The organism is Microbacterium sp. ARD31, assembly GCF_031844425.1.
The window spans coordinates 92,551-117,628 of record NZ_JAUZVE010000002.1; the positions used below are offsets into that span (position 1 = coordinate 92,551).

General features: G+C 70.8%; 25 protein-coding genes. 9 read left to right on the plus strand and 16 right to left on the minus strand.

Going from position 1 to position 25,078, the window contains the following annotated elements; genetic code table 11:
• The first annotated feature begins 33 nt into the window (after positions 1-33).
• A complete protein-coding gene (locus tag Q9S36_RS07150; protein WP_311284532.1) occupies positions 34-1,452 on the plus strand; it encodes an aminopeptidase P family protein in 1,419 nt (472 codons plus the stop codon).
• An 80-nt stretch (positions 1,453-1,532) separates the two neighbouring features.
• Positions 1,533-3,263 carry a gamma-glutamyltransferase gene (locus tag Q9S36_RS07155; RefSeq protein ID WP_311285054.1) on the plus strand — a complete coding sequence of 577 codons (1,731 nt, stop codon included), beginning with the start codon at positions 1,533-1,535 and terminating at the stop codon, positions 3,261-3,263.
• 1 nt (position 3,264) lies between these two features.
• Here the strand turns inward: Q9S36_RS07155 and Q9S36_RS07160 are convergent, their stop codons facing one another.
• Positions 3,265-3,939 (minus strand): alpha/beta family hydrolase, encoded by a 675-nt coding sequence (locus tag Q9S36_RS07160; RefSeq protein ID WP_311284533.1) that lies wholly within the window; start codon positions 3,937-3,939, stop codon positions 3,265-3,267.
• Positions 3,936-4,637 (minus strand): general stress protein, encoded by a 702-nt coding sequence (locus Q9S36_RS07165; RefSeq protein WP_311284534.1) that lies wholly within the window; start codon positions 4,635-4,637, stop codon positions 3,936-3,938. The genes Q9S36_RS07160 and Q9S36_RS07165 overlap by 4 nt, the downstream gene beginning before the upstream one ends.
• A gap of 40 nt (positions 4,638-4,677) precedes the next feature.
• Here Q9S36_RS07165 and Q9S36_RS07170 point away from each other — a divergent pair, with 40 nt between their 5' ends.
• Genes Q9S36_RS07170 through Q9S36_RS07180 form a run of 3 tightly spaced genes read left to right on the plus strand, consistent with a single transcriptional unit; the run spans position 4,678 to position 7,651 of the window.
• Positions 4,678-5,949 (plus strand): magnesium transporter MgtE N-terminal domain-containing protein, encoded by a 1,272-nt coding sequence (locus Q9S36_RS07170; RefSeq protein ID WP_311284535.1) that lies wholly within the window; start codon positions 4,678-4,680, stop codon positions 5,947-5,949.
• Complete coding sequence (locus Q9S36_RS07175) at positions 5,949-6,497, plus strand: DUF1003 domain-containing protein (RefSeq protein ID WP_311284536.1); 549 nt, start codon at positions 5,949-5,951, stop codon at positions 6,495-6,497. The genes Q9S36_RS07170 and Q9S36_RS07175 overlap by 1 nt, the downstream gene beginning before the upstream one ends.
• On the plus strand, positions 6,494-7,651 hold the full coding sequence (locus Q9S36_RS07180; RefSeq protein ID WP_311284537.1) for an Mrp/NBP35 family ATP-binding protein: 1,158 nt from the start codon (positions 6,494-6,496) through the stop codon (positions 7,649-7,651). The genes Q9S36_RS07175 and Q9S36_RS07180 overlap by 4 nt, the downstream gene beginning before the upstream one ends.
• A gap of 44 nt (positions 7,652-7,695) precedes the next feature.
• Here the strand turns inward: Q9S36_RS07180 and Q9S36_RS07185 are convergent, their stop codons facing one another.
• Complete coding sequence (locus Q9S36_RS07185) at positions 7,696-8,094, minus strand: Sec-independent protein translocase TatB (RefSeq protein WP_311284538.1); 399 nt, start codon at positions 8,092-8,094, stop codon at positions 7,696-7,698.
• Between the two features lie 70 nt (positions 8,095-8,164).
• Here Q9S36_RS07185 and Q9S36_RS07190 point away from each other — a divergent pair, with 70 nt between their 5' ends.
• Complete coding sequence (locus Q9S36_RS07190; RefSeq protein WP_311284539.1) at positions 8,165-8,800, plus strand: class I SAM-dependent methyltransferase; 636 nt, start codon at positions 8,165-8,167, stop codon at positions 8,798-8,800.
• 66 nt (positions 8,801-8,866) lie between these two features.
• Here Q9S36_RS07190 and Q9S36_RS07195 read toward each other — a convergent pair whose 3' ends face one another.
• The 3 genes from Q9S36_RS07195 to dapE all read right to left on the minus strand — a co-directional run bounded on the left by Q9S36_RS07195 (position 8,867) and on the right by dapE (position 11,389).
• Positions 8,867-9,040 carry a DUF3117 domain-containing protein gene (locus Q9S36_RS07195; RefSeq protein WP_076490128.1) on the minus strand — a complete coding sequence of 58 codons (174 nt, stop codon included), beginning with the start codon at positions 9,038-9,040 and terminating at the stop codon, positions 8,867-8,869.
• Between the two features lie 94 nt (positions 9,041-9,134).
• Positions 9,135-10,331: a mannosyltransferase family protein gene (locus Q9S36_RS07200; protein WP_311284540.1), complete on the minus strand. Its 1,197-nt coding sequence runs from the start codon at positions 10,329-10,331 to the stop codon at positions 9,135-9,137.
• Positions 10,319-11,389, minus strand: a complete 1,071-nt coding sequence (dapE, locus tag Q9S36_RS07205) for a succinyl-diaminopimelate desuccinylase (RefSeq protein ID WP_311284541.1) — start codon at positions 11,387-11,389, stop codon at positions 10,319-10,321. Before dapE ends, Q9S36_RS07200 begins: the two co-directional genes overlap by 13 nt.
• A 70-nt stretch (positions 11,390-11,459) precedes the next feature.
• Here dapE and dapD point away from each other — a divergent pair, with 70 nt between their 5' ends.
• Together dapD and ppk2 are read left to right on the plus strand one after the other, a co-directional pair.
• A complete protein-coding gene (dapD, locus tag Q9S36_RS07210) occupies positions 11,460-12,416 on the plus strand; it encodes a 2,3,4,5-tetrahydropyridine-2,6-dicarboxylate N-succinyltransferase (RefSeq protein ID WP_396653727.1) in 957 nt (318 codons plus the stop codon).
• Positions 12,417-12,457: 41 nt separating this feature from the next.
• Complete coding sequence (gene ppk2, locus Q9S36_RS07215; RefSeq protein WP_311284542.1) at positions 12,458-13,291, plus strand: polyphosphate kinase 2; 834 nt, start codon at positions 12,458-12,460, stop codon at positions 13,289-13,291.
• Here the strand turns inward: ppk2 and Q9S36_RS07220 are convergent.
• The 8 genes from Q9S36_RS07220 to Q9S36_RS07255 all read right to left on the minus strand — a co-directional run bounded on the left by Q9S36_RS07220 (position 13,273) and on the right by Q9S36_RS07255 (position 21,681).
• Positions 13,273-14,571 carry a citrate synthase gene (locus tag Q9S36_RS07220; RefSeq protein WP_251450325.1) on the minus strand — a complete coding sequence of 433 codons (1,299 nt, stop codon included), beginning with the start codon at positions 14,569-14,571 and terminating at the stop codon, positions 13,273-13,275. The two genes, ppk2 and Q9S36_RS07220, sit on opposite strands and share 19 nt — an antisense overlap.
• 225 nt (positions 14,572-14,796) lie before the next feature.
• A complete protein-coding gene (dapC, locus tag Q9S36_RS07225) occupies positions 14,797-15,909 on the minus strand; it encodes a succinyldiaminopimelate transaminase (protein WP_311284543.1) in 1,113 nt (370 codons plus the stop codon).
• Between the two features lie 59 nt (positions 15,910-15,968).
• Positions 15,969-16,289 (minus strand): ferredoxin, encoded by a 321-nt coding sequence (fdxA, locus tag Q9S36_RS07230; protein ID WP_251450328.1) that lies wholly within the window; start codon positions 16,287-16,289, stop codon positions 15,969-15,971.
• Positions 16,286-16,681 carry a DUF6113 family protein gene (locus Q9S36_RS07235; protein ID WP_311284544.1) on the minus strand — a complete coding sequence of 132 codons (396 nt, stop codon included), beginning with the start codon at positions 16,679-16,681 and terminating at the stop codon, positions 16,286-16,288. The genes fdxA and Q9S36_RS07235 overlap by 4 nt, the downstream gene beginning before the upstream one ends.
• Before the next feature lie 23 nt (positions 16,682-16,704).
• Positions 16,705-17,019, minus strand: a complete 315-nt coding sequence (locus tag Q9S36_RS07240; protein WP_311284545.1) for an AzlD domain-containing protein — start codon at positions 17,017-17,019, stop codon at positions 16,705-16,707.
• Positions 17,016-17,801 (minus strand): AzlC family ABC transporter permease, encoded by a 786-nt coding sequence (locus Q9S36_RS07245; protein WP_311284546.1) that lies wholly within the window; start codon positions 17,799-17,801, stop codon positions 17,016-17,018. The genes Q9S36_RS07240 and Q9S36_RS07245 overlap by 4 nt, the downstream gene beginning before the upstream one ends.
• 77 nt (positions 17,802-17,878) lie before the next feature.
• Positions 17,879-19,792, minus strand: a complete 1,914-nt coding sequence (typA, locus tag Q9S36_RS07250; RefSeq protein WP_311284547.1) for a translational GTPase TypA — start codon at positions 19,790-19,792, stop codon at positions 17,879-17,881.
• Positions 19,793-19,902: 110 nt separating this feature from the next.
• The gene (locus Q9S36_RS07255; RefSeq protein WP_311284548.1) at positions 19,903-21,681 is read right to left on the minus strand and encodes an ABC transporter ATP-binding protein; all 1,779 of its coding nucleotides are present in this window, start codon (positions 21,679-21,681) and stop codon (positions 19,903-19,905) included.
• 32 nt (positions 21,682-21,713) lie between these two features.
• Between Q9S36_RS07255 and Q9S36_RS07260 the strand changes: the two genes are divergently transcribed.
• A complete protein-coding gene (locus tag Q9S36_RS07260) occupies positions 21,714-22,322 on the plus strand; it encodes a PH domain-containing protein (RefSeq protein WP_311284549.1) in 609 nt (202 codons plus the stop codon).
• 10 nt (positions 22,323-22,332) lie between these two features.
• On the opposite strand, the gene Q9S36_RS07265 is transcribed toward Q9S36_RS07260, so the two are convergent.
• Both Q9S36_RS07265 and Q9S36_RS07270 read right to left on the minus strand, forming a co-directional pair.
• The gene (locus Q9S36_RS07265; protein ID WP_311284550.1) at positions 22,333-23,541 is read right to left on the minus strand and encodes an ABC transporter permease; all 1,209 of its coding nucleotides are present in this window, start codon (positions 23,539-23,541) and stop codon (positions 22,333-22,335) included.
• Positions 23,541-25,058 (minus strand): ABC transporter permease, encoded by a 1,518-nt coding sequence (locus tag Q9S36_RS07270; protein WP_311284551.1) that lies wholly within the window; start codon positions 25,056-25,058, stop codon positions 23,541-23,543. The genes Q9S36_RS07265 and Q9S36_RS07270 overlap by 1 nt, the downstream gene beginning before the upstream one ends.
• Between the last annotated feature and the right edge of the window lie 20 nt (positions 25,059-25,078).

Sequence of the window (25,078 nt, forward strand, 5' to 3'; positions counted from 1 at the left end):
TCCCGGGCGGGTGCGTCGTGCGAGACTGGGCGGATGAGCACCTCAGGCGACAGCGACACGATCGCGCAGACCGACGGCGAGCGCCCCACCACCAGCACCAACCGCCGCCAGCCCTACGGTCAGGGCTTCCTCGACACGATCTCGACCGGGTGGGCCGAGCGCCCCGACTCCACTCCCCCGCAGCGGGCACAGGCGCCGTATGCGGCCGCGCGCCGCGATGCGGTGTCCGCGGCGTTCCCGGGCTCCCGCGTGGTCGTGCCCGCCGGCGGCCTCAAGCAGCGCAGCAACGACACCGACTACCCGTTCCGCGCGCACTCCGCGTTCGCGCACCTGACCGGGTGGGCCAGTGACGCCGAGCCCGATGCCGCTCTGGTCTTCGAGCCGCGCGAGGACGGTCACGACGTCACGCTGTACTTCCGCGAGCGCGCCGACCGCACGACGGCGGAGTTCTACTCCAATGCGGCGATCGGCGAGTTCTGGATCGGTCCCCGCCCGTCCCTGGCGGCGGTGGCCGCCGACCTGGGTGTGGCCACCGCGCACATCGACGACTTCGCCGGGGGCGAGGACGACCGCGTCGTCGGCGAGGACGCCGAGGTGACGCGCTTCGTGTCGGAGCTGCGCCTGGTCAAGGACGACTACGAGATCGCGCAGCTCCGCGAGGCGGTCGCCGCGACCGCGGCCGGCTTCGACGACATCGTCGCCGACCTGCCGCGGGTCATCGCGCACCCTCGCGGCGAGCGCATCGTCGAGGGCGTGTTCCATCTTCGGGCGCGCAGCGACGGCAACGCGGTCGGATACGACACCATCGCCGCCTCCGGTCCGCACGCGTGCTATCTGCACTGGACCCGCAACGACGGGGCGGTGGTTCCGGGCGACCTCATCCTCATCGACGCCGGTGTCGAGGTCGACAGCCTCTACACCGCCGACATCACCCGCACGCTCCCGGTCAGCGGACGCTTCACCGCCGTGCAGCGCCGCGTCTACGAGGCCGTGCGCGAGGCCGCCGACGCCGCTTTCGCCGCCGCGCGGCCCGGGGTGCGCTTCCGCAGCGTCCACGACGCCGCCATGGAGGTCATCGCCGCGCGGGTCGCGGAATGGGGACTCCTGCCCGTCACGGCGCAGGAGGCGCTCGACGCGGACGCGGGCGGCCACCACCGGCGTTACATGGTGCACGGGACGAGCCATCACCTCGGCATCGACGTCCACGACTGCGCGCAGGCCCGACGCGAGATGTACTACGACGGCGTGCTGGAGGCGGGCATGGTCTTCACGATCGAACCCGGCCTGTACTTCCAGATCGACGACACCACCGTGCCCGAGGAGTACCGGGGCATCGGGGTCCGCATCGAGGACGACATCCTCATGACGGCGGACGGCCCGGTCAACCTCTCGGCTGACATCCCCCGCACGGCCGACGAGGTCGAGGCCTGGATCGCGCGGCTGTCCTCGTGAGCTCCGTCTCCACCCCGTCGCCCGCGTTCACCCCGCCGTCGGCCTTCACGACGCGCCCGACCCTCACCGGCACCTTCGGGATGGCCGCGTCGACGCACTGGATCGCCACCGCCGCCGCGCAGGCGATGCTCGAGCGCGGCGGCAACGCCTTCGACGCCGCCGTGGCGGGCGGGTTCGTGCTCCACATCGTCGAACCGCACCTGAACGGCCCCGGCGGCGACCTGGTCGGTCTGTTCGCCACGGCCGCCGACCCGGGGACCCCGGTCGTGTTGATGGGCCAGGGACCGGCGCCGGCCGGCGCCGACATCGAGCACTTCCGCTCCCAAGGCCTCGACCTCGTCCCCGGAGCGGGCGGCCTCGCCGCAGCCGTGCCCGGCGCCGTGGACGCATGGCTCCTGCTTCTCCGCGATCACGGCACGCTCGAGCTGTCCGAGGTCCTCGCACCCGCGATCGGGTACGCGCGGGACGGCGCCCCCCTGCTCCCCACCGCCGCCGCCACGATCGCCCGGGTCGCCGAGCTGTTCCGCGACCACTGGCCGAGCTCGGCCGCCTTGTGGATGCCGGAGGGACGGGTGCCCGCCGCCGGGGAGCTGCACCGCAACCCCGCCTATGCGACGGTGCTGGAAGAGCTCGTCCACGCCGGCACCGACGGCACCACCCGTGCCGACCGCATCGATGCCGCGCGCGACGAGTGGGCGACGGGGCGCGTCGCGCAGGCCGCCGCCGCCTTCCTCGCCGTCCCGCACCGGCACTCGTCCGGCACCGACCATTCGGCCGTGATCTCAGCGGCCGACTTCGGCGAGTTTCGCGCGTCGTACGAGGATGCCGCCACCACGGCGTTCCGCGGGCACGTCGTGGCCAAGGCGGGCGCCTGGTGCCAGGGCCCCGCCCTGCTCGAGGCGCTGCGGATCCTCGAACCGCTCGCGGACGAGGACCTCGACGTGTCGACCGAGCGCGGCGCGCACACGGTCGTCGAGACGCTCAAGCTCGTCCTGGCCGACCGCGACGCGCACTTCGGCGACGACGTCGATGTCGCCGCGCTGCTGGACGAGGCCTTCATCGCGGGGCGCCGGGACGCGATCGGGGCCGAGGCGTCCCGGGAGTGGCGCCCGGGTCGGCTCGGCGACGCGGAGCCGTTCCGGCCCCCGCTTCGACGCACCGCCGATGAGACCGTGTCGTTCGCCGGGGCCGGCGAGCCCACGGTCGCCCGCGACGGCGTCACACGCGGCGACACGTGCCACATCGACGTCGTGGACCGCTGGGGGAACATCGTGTCGGTCACGCCGTCGGGCGGGTGGCTGCAGTCTTCGCCGACGATCCCCGAGCTCGGCTTCTGCCTGGGAACGCGCCTCCAGATGACGTGGCTCGATCCGGGGTCGCCCTCGGCGCTGCGTGCGGGGGCGCGCCCCCGCACGACGCTCACGCCGACCCTCGTCCTCCGCGATGGCGCAGCGGTCGTCGCCATGGGCACGCCCGGCGGCGACCAGCAGGACCAGTGGCAGCTGCCGATGATCCTGCGCATGCTCGCCGGCGGCTACAGCGCGCAGGAGGCGATCGACGCCCCCACCCTGCACACCACCGCCCTCGTGGACTCGTTCTGGCCGCGCACGTGGGACCCGGCGGGGGTCGTGGTCGAGGATCGCCTCGGCGACGAGGTCATCGAAGGGCTCCGTCGGCGCGGCCACGACGTCACTCGCGCCGGGGACTGGCGCCTCGGTCGCCTGTCCGCCGTGGGGATCGACCGCGCACGCGGCGTGCTGTGGGCGGCCGCCAACCCGCGGGGCATGCAGGGCTACGCCGCCGGGCGCTGACTCAGGAGCGCTCGCGCATCCACGCCGCCACGATCGGCGCCAGCTCGGCGCCGATCGTGGCGGCATCCCGGCGACGCCCGGCCACCTCGAACGAGTGCCCTGCGCCCTCGACCCACGCGATGCGGGCATCGGCGCACGCCGCCAGCGCGTCGACGAGCTGCGCGTGGGGGTCGATGAACGGATCGCGGGTGCCTTCGACGAACAGCTGGGGCTGCGCGACGCGCGGCAGGTGCGCCGAGCGAGGCTTGTCAGGCCGCCCCGGCGGGTGCAGCGGATAGCCGAGGTACACCAGCCCCGCCGGTGAGATCGCGCCCTCCGCCGCCGCCATCGAGGCCATCCGACCGCCGTACGACTTGCCCGCAGCCCAGAGCGGGGACCGGTCGAGGTCGGCGGCCAGCGCGGCGACGGCCCGCCACGTCGCGACGGCGTGAGCCGGCGGCCCCGGCATCCGACGCCCCGCGGTGAGGTAGGGGAAGTCGAAGCGCAGCGTCGAGACGCCCTCGCCGCGCATGCCGGCGGCGAAACCCACGAGGAACGGATGCGACGAGCCGGCGCCTGCGCCGTGGGCGATCGCCATGGTCGCCCATCCGGCCTCGGCGCGCTCGTGCCACGCGACGGCCTCGACGCGACCGGTGGGAAGGTCGACCGGCACGTTCAGCGCGCCGGCGGAGGTCATCGCCCGGGGGCCCGATCCGGAGCGGCGGGGTCCGGAGCGGCGGGGTCCGGGGACGCGCCGGGTGCGGCGGTCTCCGGCGCACCCGAGCCGTCACCCGAGCGGGCAGGCGGTGTGATCCGCTCCCCGTAGCGCGGCGGCTCCTCGGTCGGGGGCGCCTCCGGCGCGGCCGGGGCCGGGGCCGCGGGGGGCGGGTCGGATGCCGCGGTCGGCGTGCTCTCGGACCCGGCGCCCGGGGCGTTGAGGACGCCGCGTGCGCGGTTCAGGCTCGCGGCGGAGACCGTCACCTCGTAGTGGTCGGCGGCGACCTGCATGACCGAGGCGAAGTCGCGACGGCGGCGGACGAGGGAGTAGGTGACCAGGCTCAGCAGCATCCCGATCGCGATGCCCACGAACAGCACGCCGACGAAGGCCTGGATGGGGACGGTCGGGCTGCCGATCACGAGGATCGCCGAGAACAGCATTCCCAGCAGAAGCCCGTTGACCGCGCCCGAGCGGGCCGCGGCGGCGTAGCCGAGGCGCCCGGTGACCCGCTCGATCGATCGCAGTCCCTTGCCGACGATCGCGATCTCCCGGGCGGGGACATCGGCGGCGATGAGCGCCGACACCGCCTTCTGCGCGGCCTCGTAGGTGGGGTATCCGGCGACGGTCTGTCCGACCTCGTCCTTGCCCTGCGGGAAGCGTCCGCCCATCATGGTCATGCTCCCATCCTCCCACGCTCCCCCGGGCTACTCTGGGGAGGTGAGCACGCAGAGGGTTTTCGTCGCGCGCCTGACCGGGTGCATGGTCTTCGACCCCTCCGGCGACCGCGTCGGCAAGGTGCGCGACGTCGTCGTCATCTACCGCAAGGACGATCCGCCGCGCGTGGTCGGCCTCGTGATCGAGATCCCGGGACGACGCCACGTGTTCCTCTCGATCGGCCGCGTCACCTCGATCGCGACCGGCCAGGTGATCACCACCGGCCTCATCAACGTGCGGCGGTTCGAGCAGCGCGGCGGAGAGGTGCGCGTCATGGCCGAGATGCTCGGACGCAAGGTCTTCCTCCGCGACGGGTCGGGTCACGCCGTCATCGAGGACGTCGCCATCGAGCGGAACCGGCTCGGCGAGTGGGACGTCGGTCAGCTGTTCCTCAGGCGCCCGAAGACGAGCGCGTCGCCCTTCGCGAAGGGACCGACGACGTTCGCCACGTGGAGCGACGTCCGCGAGCAGCAGACGCCGGGCGAGGCCCAGTCCGCCGAGCAGCTCGTGGCCACCTACTCCGAGCTGAAGCCCGCGGACCTCGCCAACACGCTGCTCGATCTGCCCGAGGAGCGGCTTCTCGAAGTCGCCGAGGAGCTGCCCGACGACCGGCTCGCCGACGCCCTCGAAGAGATGCCCGAGGACGAGCAGATCCACATCCTCGAGCAGCTGGGCGACGAGCGTGCGGCCGACATCCTCGACGCGATGGAGCCCGACGACGCCGCCGACCTTCTCGGACAGCTCCCCGAGGGCCGCCTCGAGCAGCTCCTCGATCTGATGGAGCCCGAAGAAGCCGAGGACGTCCGCGAGCTGCTGAAGTACGGCCCCGACACGGCCGGCGGTCTGATGACGAGCGAGCCGATCATCCTCCCCGCCGATGCGACCGTCGCCGAGGCTCTCGCCCTCATCCGGCGTCACGAGCTGCATCCCGCCCTCGCGGCCTCCGTCTTCGTCACGCTTCCCCCGTACGAGACCCCCACGGGTCGCCTGCTCGGGACGGTGCACTTCCAGCGGATGCTGCGCTACCCGCCGCACGAGCGGATCGGCGCGATCATCGACGACAGCGTCGAGCCGGTGGCCTCCACGGCCACGGCCGCCGAGGTCGCGCGCCTCCTCGCCAGCTACGACCTCGTGTCGGTGCCGGTCATCGATCAGGCGCACCGACTGGTGGGCGCGGTCTCGATCGACGACGTGCTCGACTACCTGCTGCCCGATGACTGGCGATCCCAGGATGCCGCACCCCGCTCCCGCTCGCCGCGACAGGGGGTGCGCTGATGGCCCGCAGCTCCCGCCGGGTCTCGCTGGACGCCCCCCGCGGACGCGGGGGCGTGCTGGCACCGCGGACCCCTCAGCCGTCGCGCGACCGGTTCGGCCGCTTCACCGAGTGGATCGCACGGAACATGGGCACCCCGGCGTTCCTGCTCGGACTGACCCTCTTCTGCGTCGGGTGGATCGTGTGGAACACCGCAGCCCCGGTCGCGTGGCGCTTCGACTCGCAGGAGTTCGGCTTCACCGCGCTGACGCTCGTGCTGTCGCTGCAGGCCTCGTACGCCGCTCCCCTCATCCTGCTCGCGCAGAACCGTCAGGACGACCGGGATCGTGTCCAGATCGAGCAGGACCGCCAGCGTGCCGAGCGCAACCTCGCCGACACCGAGTATCTGGCGCGCGAGATCGTGGCGCTGCGGATGGCGGTCAGCGACTACCGCAACGACGCCATCACGAAGGATGTGCTCCGAGCCGAGCTCAAGCAGCTCCTGGAGAGCATCGGACCTGATCCGGATGCGGCTCCCCCGGCCGAGACGAACCGGGACCGTTCGTCGTGAGCGACATCGATGGAGTCGGCGCGGCCGACGCCGTCCGCCGTGCGGTCGGCGCGGTGTCCGACCCCGAGCTGCGTCGCCCCCTCGCCGAGCTGGACATGCTGCGCGACATCAGCGTCGACGGGGCGATCGCGACCGTCGGCATCGCGCTGACGATCGTCGGGTGCCCCGCGGCCGACCGGATCTCGCGCGAAGTGACCGCGGCCGCCGCCTCCGTCCACGGGATCGACGAGGTGGTGCTGAACGTCGGCGTCATGTCGCCCGACGAGCGCCGCGACCTGACGGAGAAGCTCCGCGGGGGCCGCGCCGCTCGGGAGATGCCCTTCGGCCCCGACAGTCTGACGCGCGTCATCGCCGTCACCAGCGGCAAGGGCGGTGTGGGCAAGTCCACCGTCACCGCGAACCTCGCCGTCGCGCTGGCCGAGCGGGGACTCGTGGTGGGCCTGATCGACGCCGACGTGCACGGATTCTCCATCCCGGCTCTGCTCGGCCTCACCGCTCCCGACGGCGGAGCCGTGCAGCCCACACGGATCGACGAGCTGATGCTTCCGCCGGTCGCCCACGGGGTGAAGACGATCTCGATCGGGATGTTCCTGCGGCGGGGAGACGCCGACGGGCCCCTGGGCGCCGTCGCGTGGCGCGGTCCGATGCTCCACCGCACCGTGCAGCAGTTCCTCACCGACGTGTACTTCGGCGACCTGGACGTGCTGCTGCTGGACATGCCGCCGGGAACGGGAGACGTCGCGATCTCGGTCGGCCAGCTGCTCCCCCACGCCGACGTGCTCGTCGTCACGACACCGCAGACCGCGGCATCCGATGTCGCCGTGCGCAGCGGCCTCGTCGCCCGTCAGACCGGTCAGCGGGTGATCGGCGTCGTCGAGAACATGGCTGCGATGACCCTGCCCGACGGCACGGTGCTCGACCTCTTCGGCAGCGGCGGCGGTGCCGCCGTCGCGCGTGTGCTCGGTGACGACGTGCCGCTGCTGGCGTCGATCCCCCTCAGTCCCGACCTGCGTCGCGACGCCGACGCCGGCATCCCCGCCGTGCTCTCGCACCCGGACGATCCGGCATCCGCGGCGATCCGGTCCCTCGCGGCGTCGATCGCGGCGGCGCCACGGGGCCTGTCGGGTCGCTCCCTGCCGATGCGCCCGCTCTGACCGGCACGCACGGCGGACATCCGGCGGGACGATCCGAGCGCGGGTCAGGTGGCTTCGGTGTCGTAGGGCGGGACGGCACCGGGCTCGCGCGCGGAGGCGGGACCGGCGAAGGGTGAGGGCACCGGAGCGGCCAGCGCCGAGGAGGCGACCGCGGCCGTCTGCGCGGCGCGGACGGTGGCGACCGGCGCGTCGTCGAGGAGCGCCTCTTTGATGATGCGGCGCGGGTCGTAGCGTCGCGGATCGAGCGTCCGCCAGTCCACGTCGTCGAAGTCCTCGCCCATCTCGTCCTTGACGCGGGTCTTGGCCGTGGACACCCACTCCCGAGCGCGCTTGGTGAACAGCGCGAGGGACTCCGCATAGCGGGGCAGCCTCTCCGGACCGACGATGAGCGCTGCGATCACCCCGATGAGCAGCAGCTTCTCGATCGTGAGGCCGAAGAACATGTGTTCAGGTTACCGCCGTGCCGACCGGGCTTCGCACGCCGCGGCGCGTAGGCTGAGCGCCGGAGGACATATGCCCGAGCACGACGCCAACCACCGATTCGCCGCCGAGGCGACGGTCGAGCCCGAGCACATCGCGCGCGCACGCGCGCACGCGCTCGAAGTCGGCGCGACGCCCATCAGTCCCGAGGTCGGCGCGCAGTGCGCGGTCATCTCGGCAGTGGCGAAAGCCCTGAACATCGTCGAGATCGGAACCGGCGCCGGCGTCTCGGGTCTCTGGCTTCTCCGCGGCTCGCCGCGCGCCACCCTCACCACGATCGACAGCGAGCCCGAGCACCTGGCCATGGCTCGTCGCGCGTTCGCCGAGGCGAAGATTCCTGCGGCACGCGCGCGTTTCATCACGGGCCGTGCATCCGATGTCCTCCCCCGCATGAACGAGGCCTCATACGACATCGTGCTCGTCGACGCCGACCCCGACGGTGTCATCGAGTACGTCGAACACGGTCTGCGGCTCGTCCGCGCCGGCGGCACCGTGCTCGTCCCGCGCGTCCTCGGAAACGGGGCGGTCGCCGACCCGGTCCGCCGCGATGCCGTCACGACCGCCTACCGCTCGCTCATCCAGGAGACGCAGGCGTCGCCGGCCGTCATCGGCGCGCTCTCGATCGTCGGCGAGGGCCTGCTGCAGCTCACCACGGTCCCGACCGACTGAGCGCGCGCGCCGCGGCGCACGAGAAAAGGCCGGTCCGAAGACCGGCCTTTCCGCGGAACGATGGAATCAGGCGGCGCCCACCACACCGCCAAGGACGTCGTAGAGCTCCTTGGCCTCAGCGTCGTTCACCGAGACGACGAGACGTCCGCCGCCTTCGAGCGGAACGCGCACGATGATGAGGCGACCCTCCTTCACTGCCTCCATCGGCCCGTCTCCGGTTCGCGGCTTCATGGCTGCCATAGCGGCTCCTTTACTTCGAGGGTCAGCCTGTCAAGTTTATCCCCCGGCTCTGATGAGGGATAATCCGCGCCGCCCCACGACCCAGGTACCCGTCTCACGGGATCTGCCAGTAGGTGTTCCCGAGGGCGTACATGTTGTAGATCCACCACCACTGCCCCGCCAGGCTGGCCACCAGGACGCCGGCGCGCCACCACGGTGACCGCGGCACGGCGACCGCTCCCCACAGCGGGGACAACGGGACGAGGAGCCGGAAGATGCTCGACTGCGGGAAGAAAACCGCCAGCAGATAGACGACGTACGACGCCGACCACAGCCGGATCTCGGGCCCGAGCCGCCTGACCGGCGGAGCGAACGCCAGCAGCGCGGCGACGCCGGCGACGCCGAGCGCGAGCGCGACGTAGCCCAGCACCGGGCCGAGGCCCCACAGCCCGAACCACATCGCGGATGCGTCGACGAAGCCGGCGAAGGGCACGAAGTGCCCGTCGGCGCCGACCCACCCCCGACGCCAGGCGAGCTCGGTCTCGAGGTAGGCGGCGGGGTCGCCGGTCACCACCCCCGCGATGACCTGCCACGAGAAGCCGATAACGACCGCGAGCATGCCGGCGACCACGATGTGGACGATCTGGACCGCCGGCAGCGGGTCGCGCCGCCGCGTGAACCACCGGTGGATGCCGTAGAGGCCGAGGAACAGCGCGAAGGCGAGGACGCCGGGGCGGGTGTAGCCCATGAGCGGGATGAGCGCGTAGAGCCACACCAACCGCCGGCGCACGACCGCCCACAGAGCGAGGAAGAGCAGGAGCAGGAACAGCGACTCGGCGTAGCCGACGTGGAACAGCGCCGCGAGCGGGGCGCACGCGAAGAACACCACCGCCCAGGTCGCGGCGGTGTCGTCCAGCCGCTCGCGCAGCAGGCGGTGCAGGATGAGGCACGCGCCGTACCCGGCCACGAGCGAGACGATCACCGCGCCCGTCAGCCATGATCCGAACAGCGCGCCGACACCGGCGGCGAGATAGGCGTAGACCGGCATGAAGGCCCACTGGTTCTCGGCGATGAGCCCCTCATCCGTCCGCGGCAGCTCGGACGGGTATCCCGCCCAGGCGATGTAGCCGTACCACTGCGCATCCCAGCCGCCGAGGAGGGCGGCGAGGTCCGCGTCGGCGCCGAAGCGGGATGCCGGGGTGGACAGTTCGGCCGCCAGCAGCAGGAACCCGGTGGTGAGGACCCGGGCGGCGAGGTAGATCACCGCGATGCGGGCCGCGACCGGCCACCGCGCGGGGCTCAGGTCAGCCACGCGCGCAGTCCGCGCTCGACATCCTCGATCTGCGCCACCGGCACGCGCTCCTCGTCGTGATGGGCGAGCTGCGGATCGCCCGGACCGTAGTTGACGGCCGGGACGCCCATCGCACTGAAGCGGGCGACATCGGTCCAGCCGTACTTCGGTCGCGGTTCGGCTCCCACCGACGCCACGAACTCCTGCGCGAGGGGCGCGTCCAGGCCGGGACGTGCTCCCGGCGACAGGTCGACGATCTCCACGTCGAAGCCCTCGAAGACGTCGCGCACGTGCTGTTCGGCCTGCTCGCCGCTGCGGCTCGGTGCGAACCGGAAGTTCACCTCGACCTCGCAGGCGTCGGGGATGACGTTCCCCGCGATCCCGCCCGAGATCCCCACCGCGTTCAGCCCCTCACGGTAGACGAGGCCGTCGACTTCGATCTCTCGGGGCCGGTACTCGGCGAGACGGACGAGGACCGGAGCGGCCTTGTGGATGGCGTTCTCGCCGACCCATGCCCGCGCACTGTGGGCGCGGACCCCGTCGGTGCGCACGATCGCGCGGAGCGTCCCGTTGCACCCGCCCTCCACCTGCCCGTTGGAGGGCTCGCCGAGGATGGCGAAGTCAGCGGCGAAGAGGTCGGGGCGCGCGGCCGCCAGACGGGTGAGGCCGTTGCGAGCGGCATCCACCTCCTCGTGGTCGTACCACATCCATGTGATGTCCACCCGGGGCTCGGCGAGGGCGGCCGCGAGCACGAGTTGCACGGCGACCCCGGCCTTCATGTCGACGGTGCCGCGACCCCACACGTACGGTTCGCCCTCGATCTCGATGTCGCGCGTGGGCACGTTGCCGTTGATCGGCACCGTGTCGATGTGTCCGGCGATCACCACGCGCTGGGCACGACCGAGGTCGGTACGGGCGACGATGGTGTCGCCGTCGCGGTGCACGCTCAGATGCGGCAGCTGCCGGACGGCGGCCTCGATCGCGTCCGCGAGCGGGGTCTCGTCATCCGAGACGCTCGGGATGTCGCAGATCGTGCGGGTGAGGTCGACGGCGGAAACGGACAGATCGAGCACCGGCATCCCCCGAGTCTAGCGAGGCGGCGGCGACCCCCGAGCGGAACGGGGCGGCTCGCTTCGGTACGGTTGAGGAATGAGCGATGAGCGGTGGATGTGGGGCACGGGACTGGCGACGATCCGGCAGGACGGCACCGTCCTGGACACGTGGTTCCCCGAGCTGACCGCCGGGCGCATCCCCACCGGGTTCGACCGGGCGAAGCCTCCGGCTCAGCTCGAGCAGCTCGCGGTCGAGGACCCCCGCCGCGAGGTGGCGGTCGAGGTGGTCACGGTCGAGGTCGATCTGGATGCCGCACCCCAGAGCACCTCGGACGCCTACCTGCGGCTTCATGCGCTGTCGCTGCGACTCGTGCGTCCCAACGAGCTGAACCTCGACGGCGTGTTCGCCCATCTGCCGAACGTGGCCTGGACCACCGCGGGCCCGATGCACCCCGACGACCTGACCCGGCTGCGCCCGTTCCTGCAGCGCGACGGCATCCAGGTGCAGGGGCTGGACAAGTTCCCCCGGCTGCTCGACTACGTCACCCCCGCCGGCGTCCGCATCGCCGACGCGTCGCGCGTGCGGCTGGGCGCCTACCTCTCGCCCGGCACCACGGTCATGCACGAGGGGTTCGTGAACTTCAACGCCGGGACCCTCGGCCAGAGCATGGTCGAGGGCCGGATCTCGCAGGGGGTCGTGGTCGGCGACGGCAGCGACATCGGCGGGGGCGCGTCGATCATGGGGACGCTCTCGGGGGGCGGCGCTCACCGGGTCTCCATCGGGGCCCGCACCCTTCTGGGCGCCAACGCCGGGGTCGGCATCTCGCTCGGCGACGACTGCGTCGTCGAGGCGGGGCTGTACGTCACGGCGGGCTCGAAGATCGTGCTCGCGGACGAGGCTCCCACCGCGCAGGGCGATCGCCCCACGGTGAAGGGCGCGGAGCTGTCGGGACGCGATGGCATCCTGTTCCGCCGGAACTCCCTCAGCGGGGCGATCGAAGCCGTCCGTCGTGCGGGCGTGGGCGTCACGCTCAACGAGGCCCTGCACGCCTAGAGTTCTCTCACACGCCGAAGGCGCGGGCGAGAGGGGCTGTCGTGGCGAAACGACTGGCGAAGGACGTCTACGAGCGCGAGCTCGAACAGCTGCAGGCCCGGCTGGTCGACATGCAGGCCTGGGTCCAGGCCAGCGGGGCCCGCATCGTCGTGATCTTCGAGGGCCGTGACGCCGCGGGCAAGGGCTCGACGATCAAGCGCGTCTCTGAGTACCTCAATCCCCGCGTGACGCGCATCGTCGCCCTCCCGTCTCCGACCGAGCGCGAGCGCACGCAGTGGTACTTCCAGCGCTACGTCGCCCACCTGCCGGCGGCCGGCGAGATCGTGCTGATGGACCGCTCGTGGTACAACCGCGCCGGCGTGGAGCACGTCATGGGCTTCTGCACGAACGCGGAGTACCACCGGTTCCTGCACCAGGCGCCGATCTTCGAGCGGATGCTGGTCGAGGACGGGATCATGCTGGTGAAGTACTGGTTCAGCGTGTCGGACGTCGAGCAGGAGAAGCGGTTCCGCTCCCGCGCCGAAGACCCGATGCGCAGGTGGAAGCTCAGCCCCAACGACGTGCTGTCGATCACGAAGTGGCAGGACTACTCGCGGGCCAAGGACACGATGTTCGTGCACACCGACATCCCCGAGGCGCCCTGGTTCGAGGTCGACAACGAGGACAAACGCCGCGGGCGCATCAACATGATCGCGCACCTTCTGGCAACGATCCCGTGGCAGCCGGTCCAGCGCCCGGAGGTCGTGATCCCCTCACGCCCCGAGGACGGCGGCTACGAGCGTCCGCCGCGCGAACTCACAACGCAGGTGCCCGACTACGCCGCCACGGCGGTGGCGGCGAAGCCGAGGGAGTCGGGTCAGACCGCGCCGGGGTAGTCGCGCGCAGCGGCTCCCGTGTAGAGCTGCTGCGGGCGCCCGATCTTGGTCTGCGGGTCGGACTGCATCTCGCGCCAGTGTGCGAGCCAGCCGGGGAGCCGCCCGATCGCGAACAGCACGGTGAACATGCGGGTGGGGAAGCCCATCGCCTTGTAGATGACGCCGGTGTAGAAGTCGACGTTCGGGTACAGACGACGCTCCTTGAAGTAGTCGTCGTTGAGGGCGATCTCCTCGAGCTCCTTCGCGAGATCCAGCAGGGGATCGCTCACGCCGAGAGCCTCGAGCACCTCGTCGGCGGATTCCTTGACGAGCTTGGCGCGGGGGTCGTAGTTCTTGTAGACGCGGTGCCCGAAGCCCATGAGCTTCACCCCGTCCTCCTTGTTCTTCACCCGCTCGACGAAGCGCTGCACGCTCTCGCCGGAGTCCTGGATGCGGGCGAGCATCGACAGCACGGCCTCGTTCGCGCCGCCGTGCAGCGGACCGTACAGGGCGTTGATGCCGGCCGAGATCGACGAGAACTGGTTGGCGCCGGTGGAGCCGACCAGGCGCACCGTCGACGTCGACGCGTTCTGCTCGTGGTCCTCGTGGAGGATGAGCAGTCGCTCGAGGGCGCGCGACATCACGGGGTTGATCTCGTAGAGCTCGCTGAGAACGCCGAAGTTCAGCTTCAGGAAGTTGTCGACGAAGCTCAGCGAGTTGTCGGGGTAGAGGAAGGCCTGACCCACGCTCTTCTTGTGCGCGTACGCCGCGATGACCGGGAGCTTGGCCAGCATGCGGATCGTGTTGAGCTCGACGTGCTCGGGGTTGTTGGGGTCGGACTCGTTCTCGTAGTAGGTCGAGAGCGCCGCGGTCGCCGACGACAGCACCGACATGGGGTGCGCGTTGTGCGGCAGCGCGGAGAAGAAGCGCTTGAGATCCTCGTGCAGCAGCGTGTGACGGCGGATGCGCTCATCGAAGGCGGCGAGTTCGTCGGCGCTCGGCAGATCGCCGTAGATGAGCAGCCAGGCCACCTCGAGGTAGCTGGAGTGCGTGGCCAGCTGCTCGATCGGGTAGCCGCGGTAACGGAGGATCCCCTGGTCGCCGTCGATGAAGGTGACGGCGGACTTGGTCGCCGACGTGTTGACGAAGCCGTAGTCGAGCGTGGTGAAGCCCGTCTGGCGGGTGAGCGTGGTGATGTCGACGCTCGGGATGCCGTCCGTGCCGCGCAGCACCGGGAATTCGGCCGTCTTCCCTCCGACGGTGAGGCTGGCCTTCTCCTGCTGGGTGCCCGCTTCGCTCACGGCGCCTCCTCGCGATCTCTGGTCGTTCCGGGGGGTGTCGTCCGCCTCTGCGACGCACCTTCGGTGGCGCCTTCTGCGAGCCGGTGCGGGGCCGGGGTGCCGTGCCGCCGCTTCGTACAGCCTACTGGGAGTGGGAGACCACTGCGGACACGACCAAAGCCGCCGGGGATCCGATGGAGGAATCCTCCGCATCGCGATCCGCGATGCGTCCGGCCGCTCCCCCGGTCACGAGGCCACGGCGCGAAGCCTCGCCGCGCCCGCGGCGATGCGCTCGTCCGTGGCGGTGAGCGACAGCCGAACGTGCCGGGTGAAGTGCGCGCCGTAGAAGTGACCGGGACCCGCGAGGATCCCGAGGTCCGCGAGCCTTTCGAGCGACTCCCAGGCGTCGCGCCCCTCGGTCGCCCACAGGTAGAGGCCCGCCTCGCTGCGATCGACGCGGAAGCCGGCCGCCTCGACCGCGGGCTTGAGCTGAGCGCGTCGGAGGCGGTAGATCTCCTTCTGCGCGGCGACGTGGGCGTCGTCGCCGAGTGCGACGGTCATGGCCGCCTGCACGGGGGCCGGCACCATGAGTCCCAGGTGCTTGCGAGCCGTGAGCAGTGAGGCCACGATCTCGCGATCGCCCGCGAGGAAGGCCGCCCGGTACCCGGCGAGATTGGACTGCTTGCTGAGCGAGTAGACCGACAGGATGCCGCGACTGTCGCCGTCGGTCACGCGCGGATCCAGGGCCGACGGGATCGGCTCGCGGTCCCACGGCGCGTCCCAGCCGAGTTCGGCGTAGCACTCGTCCGAGGCGAGCACCGCCCCCAGCTCACGAGCCCGCGCGACCGCTCGGCGCAGCGACGGGGCGTCCCACACCCGGCCGTCGGGGTTGCCGGGCGAATTGATCCAGATGAGCCGCGCATCGCTCGGCCACTCCCCCGGATCGTCGGCTGCGACGGCGCGCGCACCCACCAGGGTCGCCCCGACCTCGTAGGTCGGGTAGGCCGCGCGGGGGTGCACCACCGCGTCGCCCGGACCGAGACCCAGCAGCATAGGCAGCAGCGCGACGAGCTCCTTCGAACCGACGGTCGGCAGGACCTGATCGGGCGTGAGACCCGGAACGCCGCGGCGGCGGGCGTACCACGCCGCGATCGCCTCGCGCAGCGCGGGAGTGCCCATCGTCTGCGGGTACGCGTGCGCGTCGGTCGCCGCGCGCAGCGCGTCGGCCACCACCGGCGGCGTGACGTCGACCGGAGAGCCGATCGAGAGGTCCACGATCCCATCCGGGTGCGCCCGCGCACGGGCGGCGTAAGGTGCGACGGCATCCCACGGATAATCGGCGAGGTCAGCGACGCCCATCGGTCAGCTCCGCCCGGTGATGGACAGTCGCCCGATGATGGCCAGGGGGCGGGCGACGGTCACGGGGCCTGCGGCGGCAGGGCGTCGATGATCGGGTGATCCTTGTGGATCACGCCCACCTTCGCGGCGCCACCGGGCGAGCCCACCTCATCGAACCACTCGACGTTGGCCTTGTAGTAGTCCTGCCACTCGTCGGGGAGGTCGTCTTCGTAGTAGATCGCCTCGACCGGGCAGACCGGCTCGCAGGCGCCGCAGTCCACGCACTCGTCGGGGTGGATGTACAGCATCCGGTCGCCCTCGTAGATGCAGTCCACCGGGCACTCGTCGATGCAGGCGCGGTCCTTGACGTCCACGCAGGGAAGGGCGATCACGTACGTCACGGAGTCAGTCTAGTTGCCTCGCTGTCGATGTCTCGCCGCGCAGCGACACGATCGGGCCATGCCACCACGATCGCGACCATGAGAGGAAGGGCGATCGTCCACACCGTCCCGAGAAGGGTCTGCGGCACGACGATGGAACCGCCTGGCCCTCGCCCTGAGAAGACGAGCGTCGCCGTCATCATCCCCAGCCCCGTGCCGAGCGCGGCCCATCGGTCAGCGGTGAGCAGCCGGACGGCCAGGAGCAGAGCGCCGGAGCCGACCACGGCGAGGATCAGGCCGAGGGGGAACCATCCCAGCGCGTAGGCGTGCGCGATCGTGCCCGCCACGCCGTAGACGACCCCCACCACGAGGGCGACCACCCACGTTCCGGCGCGCGCCCACGAGAATCCCACCGCGTCAGTCTACGTGTGGGGGCTCAGTCGGCGATCCCCCACAGCCGCAGGAGGGCGGCGACGACGGCCGCGGCGACCACGACGACGAGGAAAGGGGCGCGCAGCAGCAGGAGGCCCCCCGCGGCGAGGACGGCGGGCACCCGCGCATCCACGACGACCTGCTGACCTGCCGCGAGGGTCTGCACCGCGACGAGGGCGGCGAGGAGGGCGACCGTCAGCAGGTCGGCGATCCTCGCGGGCCGCGGCGCCTCGAGCCAGCGCGGCGGGACGAGATAGCCGAGCGTCTTGAGCGCGACGCACACGATCGAGGCGACCAGGACGGCGTTCCAGAGCGTCACGGCAGACCCTCCCACGGTTCATGGGGCCGTGCGAGCGGACCCGGTGTCGCTGTCGTCCCCGTCGCGACCACCGGATCGTCGTCGTGTCCGAGCCAGTTGGTCCAGCCCACGACGACCGCGACGGCAGCGGCGATGAGCACCGGCATCCCGGGCATGAGAACAGGAGTGAGCAGGGTCGCAACGACGGCCGCCGCCACGCCCACGACGATCGGCTGCCGGCGCCGAAGTCGCGGCCACAGCAGCGCGAGGAAGGCGGCCGCCGCGGCGGCGTCCAGCCCGTAGGCGCGGATGTCGCCCAGGACGTCCCCGAGGAGTGCGCCGGCGAGGGTGGAGAGATTCCAGCCGATCCAGATGCCGACCCCGGTCACCCAGAACCCGACCGTGCGCGCGCGGGCGGTGCGCTGGGCGAGGGCGACGGCGGTGGACTCGTCGATGGTGAAGTGCGCGGCGGCCGCGCGGCGCCAGAATCCGGTGCCGATGACCGGAGACATGCTCACGCCGTAGGCGACGTTGCGCACGCCCAGGAGCGACGCGGACGCGATGGCCGCGGGCGCCGCCGCCACCCCGCCGGCACCGATGACTCCGGCGAAGGCGAACTGCGAGCCGCCGGTGAACATCAACAGGCTCAGCAGACAGGTCTGCCAGACGTCGAGACCCGATGCGACGGCGAGGGCCCCGAACGATACGCCGTACGCACTGGTCGCCAGGGCGACGCCGAGACCCTGTCGGCCGGCCCGTCGGGCATGGGCGTCCTCGTCCTCGATGTCGGGCAGGTGATCCATCGTTCGAATGCTACCCACGACGCACACGTGAGCCCCGTGCCACCGGACGATCGGTGGCACGGGGCTCGACGAGGTGGTCAGGCGTTGGCGTCCTGGCGCTTCAGACGCGAAGCTGCGCGGCCGCGCTCGGTGGCGTCGAGGACGACCTTGCGGATGCGGACGATCTCGGGGGTCACCTCGACGCATTCGTCGTCGCGGGCGAACTCCAGGCTCTCCTCCAGCGACAGCTGACGCGGAGGCGTCATCGACTCGAACGAGTCGGCCGTCGAGGAGCGCATGTTGGTGAGCTTCTTCTCTTTCGTGATGTTGACGTCCATGTCGTCGGCGCGCGCGTTCTCGCCGATGACCATGCCCTCGTAGACCTCCTGCGTGGGCTGGACGAAGAACGACATGCGCTCCTGCAGCGCGATGATCGCGAACGGGGTGACCACGCCGGCGCGGTCGGCGACGATCGAGCCGTTCTGCCGGGTCACGATGTGCCCCGCCCAGTCGTCGTAGCCGTGCGAGATCGCGTTGGCGATGCCGGTGCCGCGCGTGGTCGAGAGGAATTCGGTGCGGAAGCCGATCAGGCCGCGCGACGGGACGATGAACTCCATACGCACCCAGCCGGTGCCGTGGTTGGTCATGTTGTCCATGCGACCCTTGCGGGCGGCCATGAGCTGGGTGATCGCGCCGAGGTACTCCTCGGGGGCGTCGATCGTCAGGTGCTCGAACGGCTCCTTCACCTTGCCGTCCTCGCCCTTGCGGGTGACGACCTGGGGCTTGCCGACCGTGAGCTCGAAGCCCTCGCGTCGCATGTTCTCGACGAGGATGGCCAGGGCCAGCTCGCCGCGTCCCTGCACCTCCCAGGCGTCCGGCCGGCCGATGTCGACGACCTTCAGCGACACGTTGCCGACGAGCTCGCGATCGAGGCGGTCCTTGACCATGCGCGCCGTGAGCTTGTGACCCTTCACCTTGCCGACCAGGGGGCTGGTGTTGGTGCCGATCGTCATGGAGATGGCCGGCTCGTCCACGTGGATCGGGGGCAGCGGGCGGACGTCGTCGGGGTCGGCGATCGTCTCGCCGATCGTGATGTCCTCGAAGCCGGCGATGGCGACGATGTCCCCCGGGCCGGCGGACTCGGCCGGGTAGCGCTCGAGCGCACGGGTCTTCAGCAGCTCGGTGATGCGCGCATTGCTCGTCGAGCCGTCCGCGCGGACCCAGGCGACCGTCTGGCCCTTCTTCAGCGTCCCGTTGAACACGCGAAGGAGCGCCAGGCGCCCGAGGAACGGGCTGGAGTCGAGGTTGGTGACCCACGCCTGCAGGGGCGCCTCGTCGTCGTAGGCGGGCGCCGGGACGTGCGCGAGGATCGCCTCGAACAGCGGCTCGAGATCGTCGTTGTCGGGCAGGTCGCCGTTGGCGGGGCGGGTGCGCGATGCCGCGCCGGCGCGACCGGACGCGTAGACCACGGGGACGTCGAGCAGGGCGTCGATGTCGAGGTCGGGAACGTCCTCGTGCAGGTCGGAGGCGAGGCCCAGGAGCAGATCGTGCGCTTCTTCTTCGACCTCGGCGATGCGCGCATCCGGTCGGTCGGTCTTGTTGACCAGGAGGATGACCGGCAGCTTCGCCTCGAGCGCCTTGCGCAGCACGAAGCGGGTCTGCGGCAGCGGCCCCTCGCTCGCGTCGACGAGCAGGACGACGCCGTCGACCATCGACAGGCCGCGCTCGACCTCGCCGCCGAAGTCGGCGTGACCGGGCGTGTCGATGACGTTGATCGTCACCGGGACGTCGGTGTGGATGCCGTTGTAGGTGATCGCGGTGTTCTTCGCGAGGATCGTGATGCCCTTTTCGCGCTCGAGGTCGTTCGAGTCCATCGCGCGCTCTTCCACGTGGGCGTGGTCGCCGAACGAGCCGGTCTGACGGAGCATCGCGTCGACCAGCGTCGTCTTGCCGTGGTCGACGTGCGCGACGATCGCGACGTTGCGGAGGTCCGGACGGAGGGCGCGCGCCATAAGGGGTTTCCTTGCAGAAATGGGGGACGATCCGGATTCGGACCGTCCCCCAGTCTACAAGGCGGCGCGTCGGCCCGCCGTGAGGGCCCTGTGGACCACCTCGCGGCGGGTCAGCCGGCGCTCTTCAGCAGCGCGGCGCGCGCCTCGCGACGCACCCGCTGCTCGTCGGGGTCGGGCACCGGGACCGCGGCGATGAGACGCTGCGTGTACGGGTCCTTGGCCCCGCGCAGGATCTGGTCGCGCGTGCCCGTCTCCACGAGCTTGCCGTGGTGCATGACGCTGATGCGGTGGGCGAGGATGTCCACCACCGCGAGGTCGTGGCTGATGAACAGGCACGCGAACTGGAGGCGCGACTGCAGCTCCTGCAGCAGGTCGAGGAAGCGGGCCTGCACCGAGACGTCCAGCGCAGAGGTGGGCTCGTCGGCGATCAGCAGCTCCGGGGCCAGCGCGAGCGCGCGGGCGATGCCCACACGCTGCCGCTGTCCACCCGACAGCTCGTGCGGGAAGCGGTTGCGGTACGACGCCGGAAGCTCGACCTGGTCCAGCAGCGTCTCCACGCGCCGATCCAGGGCGTCGCCCTTGGCCTCGCCCGAGAGCAGCAGCGGCTCGCCGATGGACTGGCCGATCGGCATCCGCGGGTTCAGCGACGACGCCGGATCCTGGAAGACGATGCCCGTGCGGCGGCGGATCGCGAACAGATCCTTCTGCGACGCGTGCGAGATGTCGACGCCCACCGTGGTCAGGGTGCCGTCGGCGATCGGGAGAAGGCCGATGGCGGCGCGACCGAGGGTGGTCTTGCCCGAGCCGGACTCGCCCACCAGGCCCATGATCTCGCCGGGGTAGATCTCGAGGTCGATGTGCTCGGCGGCGCGGAACGCCGGGATGCGGCCCCGCTTGGGGTAGTCGATGGCCACGTCCTGGAACGACAGCACGGGCGTGCGGGCCTCGGCGACCGGCTCCGCCTGCGACGCCCGTTCGCGGACGGCGGCCATCACCGGCACGCTCGAGGTGTCCGTCTCGACGTGGTCGGGACCGTGCTCGACCTCTTCCAGCACCCCCAGGCCCAGGTGCGGCACCGATGCCAGCAGCTGCTGGGTGTAGGGGTGCTGCGGGGCGTGGAAGATCGCGTCGACCGTTCCGGATTCGACCACTTCGCCGTTCTTCATGACCATGATGCGGTCGGCGAGGTCGGCGACGACACCCATGTCGTGGGTGATGAGGATGATCGCCGAGTCCAGGCGCTTGTGGAGGTTGCGGAGGAGGTCGAGGATCTCGGCCTGCACCGTGACGTCCAGCGCCGTCGTGGGCTCGTCGGCGATGAGCAGCAGCGGATCGCACGAGATGGACTGCGCGATCATGGCGCGCTGACGCTGACCACCCGACAGCTGATGCGGGTACTTGTGGAACGCCTGGTCGGGGTCGGGCATCTCGACGAGCCGGAGCAGCTCGACCGCCTTGTCCTTCGCCTCCGACGGGGCCAGCGACCGGTCGTGCGAGCGCAGTGCCTCGACGATCTGGAACCCCACGGTGTAGACGGGGTTCAGCGCGGTCATCGGCTCCTGGAAGATGACGGCGATCTCGTTGCCGCGCAGCGTCCGCAGGGTGGCGTCGTCGACGCCGCGCAGCTGACGCCCCTGCAGCGTGATCGATCCGGTGACGCGGGCGTTCTCGGGGAGGAGTCCGAGGAGGGCCATGGAGCTCGTGCTCTTGCCGGACCCGGACTCTCCCACGATCGCGAGGACCTCGCCCCGTCCCACGCGGTAGTTCATGTCGATGGCGGCCGGGTAGAACTCGCCCTCCACCCAGAAGTCGACGTTCAGGCCGTCGACCTGGAGGATCGTCTCGGGGCCGGCTTCGTGCGGTGCGCGGGTGCCCGTGGTGTCAGTCATGCGGTGTGTTCCCATCTGAGAAACTTGGGGTCATGTCGTTTCAGGAGGTCGTCTACCGGCCGATGTGGGGCCGGATTCTCGCTGTCGTGACCGTCGTCGTGTGCGCCATCGGCGTTGCGGCGCTGTTCTGGGGTGATCTCGTCTCGGCGGTGCGGTACGCGTGGCCGGTGATCTTCATCGGCGCCCTGGCGTGGGCGCTGTTCTGGCGCCCGGAGCTGCGGGTGCAGGAGCACGGCATCACCGTGGTGAACGTCTTCCGCACCTACTTCGTCCCGTGGCCGGCCATCCGGGACATCCAGACGCGGTACGCGCTGACCCTCGTCACGGGCCGCCGTCGCGTGCAGGTGTGGGCGACGCCCGCTCCCGGCCGCCACCGCACGCTCGGCCTTGCGAGCAAGGACTTCGACGGCGTCGGCGCGACGGCCCTGGGCGAGCACGGCTCGCTGCGCCCGAGCGACGCGGTGTCCACGCCCACGGGCAACCTGGCCCAGGTCATCCGCGGACACTGGGAGCGGCTGCGCGATGCCGGGATGCTGGCCGCCGGCGAGGATCCGGACGCCGAGACCGCGACGTGGCACACCGTGACGGCCGTCGTGCTGACGGCTCTCGCGGTGGCCACCGTCGCGGGCCTGGTGGTCTGATCGCATCGGATCAGCGCCCCGGATCGCGCGGGTCGTCCCGCTTCTCGCCCGGCTCGGCCGGGCGCGGGTCGGTGGAGCTCTCGACGTCACCGGCGAAGGCACTCTGCCCCGGGATCGTGACGTCTCCGGCATCCGTTCGCACGGCCGCCCCCGCCTCGGGCGAGGCGTCGAGCTTGGCTGCGCGGCCGGCGCGGGCCATCGCGCGCTCGCTCGGCATCTTCTTCTGACGCGGGTCGAACGCGTCGCGCAGGCCGTCGCCGATGAAGTTCACGCACAGCGCGATGACGATGATGAAGATGCCGGGCCACCAGAACAGCCACGGCCGCGTCGAGAACGCCGCCTGGTTGTCGGAGACGATCTTGCCCAGCGAGGTGTCCGGAGACTGCACGCCGAAGCCGAGGAAGCTCAGCGCCGACTCCAGCAGGATCGCCCCGGCCATGAGCAGCGTCGCGTTGACGACGATGACGCCCACGGCGTTCGGGAGGATGTGACGGAAGATGATCCGCCGGTCGCGCGCACCGCTGACGCGTGCGGCATCCACGAATTCGCGCTCGCGCAGGGTCAGGAACTCGCCGCGCACGAGCCGGGCGAGGGTCGTCCACGCGAAGAGGCCGATCACGACACCGAGCACCGCGGCGCCGAGGCTGCCGAGCATGTTGCCGAGCACCGCACCGATGACGATGAGCGGGATCGTGATGATGACGTCGGTGAAGCGCATGAGGATCGAGTCGGTCATCTTGCGGTAGTAGCCCGCGACCGCCCCGATGACGACGCCGATGAACGTGGCGACGACACCGGCGATGACCATGACCATGAGCGACTGCTGCGCCCCGCGCATGACGACGGCGAAGATGTCGCGGCCGACCTCGTCCTGACCGAACGGGTGGTCGCCGAAGCGGATCCCGGGGCCGCCGAGGAACTGCGGGATGATGCTGAGGGTCGGCACGCCGTTGTTCAGCTTCGTCGGGATCTCCGTCCAGCTGTACTGCCACCAGCCGGGGATGCGGATCCCCCACAGGTCGACGCCGACCGAGGTGAAGGCCAGCAGGACGATGAAGGCCAGCACGATCATCGAGGTGACGGCGCCCAGGTGACGGAAGAACCGGCGCCGGACGATCTGGCCCTGGCTGAGCCCCTCGGTCTCGCGCTGCTCGATCGAGATCTCGGTCTTGGCCTCATCCTCGCGGGAATCGGGCGCTTGTGTGGCGGAGGTGTTCATCAGCTCACCTTGATTCGGGGGTCGAGGGCCACGTAGACGAGGTCCGCGATCAGGTTGAATACCACGGCCAGGGTGCCGGTGACGACGAAGAACGCCATCACGGGGTTCGGGTCCGACACGCCGAGCGCGTCGACGAACAGCCGGCCCATTCCGGTCCAGCCGAACACCGTCTCGGTGACGACGGCGCCGCCGACCACCGCTCCCACGTCGAACGCGATGATGGTCGTGATCGGGATCAGCGCGTTGCGGAACGCGTGGCGGACCACGACCGTGCGCTGGGTGAGGCCCTTGGCGCGCGCGGTGCGGATGTAGTCCTGGTTCATCACCTCGAGCAGGCTCGCCCGCGAATAGCGGGTGTAGCCGGCGAACGAGATGAGGATGATCGCGATGGTCGGAAGCAGCAGGTGCGTGTAGAGGTCGATGCCCTGCACCCAGAAGTTTCCGCCGAGATTGGGCGTCGAGGCGCCGACGGTGGCGATCGGACGACCCCGGATCCGGCTGGAGTTGGAGTAGACCGCCCAGTACGACATGTACTTGTCGAGCGCGATGAGCCCGGCCGTCAGCACACCCACGATGATCGTGGTGCGGATGACGGGGCCACGGTCAGGGCTGCCGATGAACCAGCCGATGGCGCCGCAGACGACGATCGTCGCCGCCGCCAGGCCGATGAACACCCACAGCGTCATGCCGTTGAGGATGTAGGTCATCATCGGGAAGTACAGGGCGATGCCCAGCGCGGCCACTCCCAGGGAGCCGTAGAGCGCCTTGCGGTTGCGCAGACCGGTCGAGACGGCGGTCACACCGAAGGCGATGCCGATGGCGAGCGCCGCGTACACGACGATGCCGATGCTCGGATCGGCGAACCACTGCGTCGCCGAGAGGTACGCGAGCACGCCGGCGGTGGCGAGCGTCGCCACGCCGAAGACGATGCCCCGCCGCTTCCACGATCCGCCGATGAGCGACATCCACAGCACGCCGGCGATGAGCGAGGCGATCACGATGACGGGTATCGCGATGGTCGGCTCGCCCAGCCAGCCGTTGAGCTGGATGGCACCGTACTGCTTGAGGAGGACGGCCACCCAGAAGATGGGCAGCGAGAAGAAGAGGAAAGAGACGAACGTCACGGCGTAGTCGAAGCCGCTGTACTGGCGCAAGGCCGAGATGATTCCGACCGAGATGCCGAGCACGATGGCGACGACGGTGGCGATGGTCACGAGCGTCAGCGTCGACGTCAGTGCGTTCGCCAGCAGCGCGTTCACGGGCTGGTTCTGGATGCTGATTCCGAAGTCGCCGCGGAAGATGCCGCCGAGCCAGATGAAGTAGCGCAGCGGGGCGGGGACGTCGAGGTTGAGGAGCCTGGTACGCGCTTCCATCAGCTCCGCCTTGTTGGGAGCATTGGACTGCTTGAGCTCTTCCAGGGGATCGCCCGAGAGCGAGACGAGCACGTACATCAGGAATGTCGCGGCGAAGAGCACGAAGACCGATGCGATCAATCGCCGGATGATGAATGAAGCCATGGTGTGGCAGCCTGCCTGTC